Annotated in this window: 1 protein-coding gene; it reads left to right on the top strand. The window is 53.8% G+C overall.

All coding sequences use genetic code 11. From position 1 onward, the window contains the following. Positions 1-405: 405 nt before the first annotated feature. Positions 406-1,167: hypothetical protein (locus ROR02_RS16400; protein ID WP_147165111.1), on the top strand; the 762-nt coding region annotated here is incomplete at its 3' end.

The following is a 1,167-nucleotide window of genomic DNA, read 5'->3' as shown; positions in this document are numbered from 1 at the left end:
CCAGCAATTGGGCGGCTTGGACCCCAACTGGACCGCCCAGAATATCCTTCGCTACGTGTAAAGCATTGCGCAAGAAATCAGGACTCGGCACGACTCCCATGCCCTTTGGATGATTCTACAGAAATAGAATGTACGCCTTAAGATCGAGTACTCTCATCCAAAATGGGCACTGCTCCGGCAACCCGGACATGCGATAACTCGACAAACCAAATCGCATTCGCCGGTCCATTTTCATGGGAATGCGCTCCGATCCTTTTTTCTTGCCAATTCTTAAACTTGACCAGCCTCGGGGTGAGTCGTACCGTTTGAAAGGCAGTCGGAACCGTAAAGCGTGTTTTGCCCTGAGCGACAGACCGCTTCGTGTCGTTTGTTGTTTCAAGACCGGAACAAGGGCAGGAGGACAGCATGAGCGCGTATCCGGGTGAAGGCTGGGTCATCCCCGGCGAGGATAACTTTCAGGTTGTCGGACGCAACGAAGAGCTTGCCTTTTCAGAGGATTTCGAATGGCACACGCTGAATGGCACGCTAAGCGGGGCCGATCTGTGCCATTATCCTGTCGAATGGCTGTCAAGCACAACGATGGCCCGCGCCCAACCCATCATGTCGTACCGGTCCGATGTTTTTGATAACGTTTTTTTCCTGAGCGATTTTCGCGTTTCTTTTTTCATGGTTATCGAAGGCGGCGTTCTTCCTCAAAGCGCCCAAATAGGGCTCGGCAGTTTTCAAAATGGCGCCGCGGGATCAACGCCGGTCTACCTTTCCATTAGTCAGGAGGGGGTTTCTCTGCGGTGCTGGAATGCAACCACGTCCAGCCCCTGGTTCACCCCCGAAGCGCTTCTTGACCCCTCGGGCCTTTCGTTCATCAGCTTTTATATCACGGGATCGACAACCAACGGGATTCACGCCCGGGTGCGGACGTCCATCTTGCAAACCACCGACGGGGAATCCGAGATTGTCCACACCTCGGATCACCAGTTGTCGGGGGTGATGCACCCTGCTTTCGAGAACTCAACCTTTACGCAACTCGTTATCAACGCCTATGCGTCCAGCGGCACGGTTGCTTCGATCGATAATATCAGTGTCATCTCGACGATTGGAAACGAAGGACAGACGGATTACAACAACCCGCTGCTGAACCGGAACGACTTCAACGGCGATGGCTACGCC

This window comes from Pararhodospirillum oryzae (assembly GCF_007992075.1).
In the GTDB taxonomy this organism is placed as follows: domain Bacteria; phylum Pseudomonadota; class Alphaproteobacteria; order Rhodospirillales; family Rhodospirillaceae; genus Pararhodospirillum; species Pararhodospirillum oryzae.
This window is presented reverse-complemented; position numbering and strand designations above follow the sequence as displayed.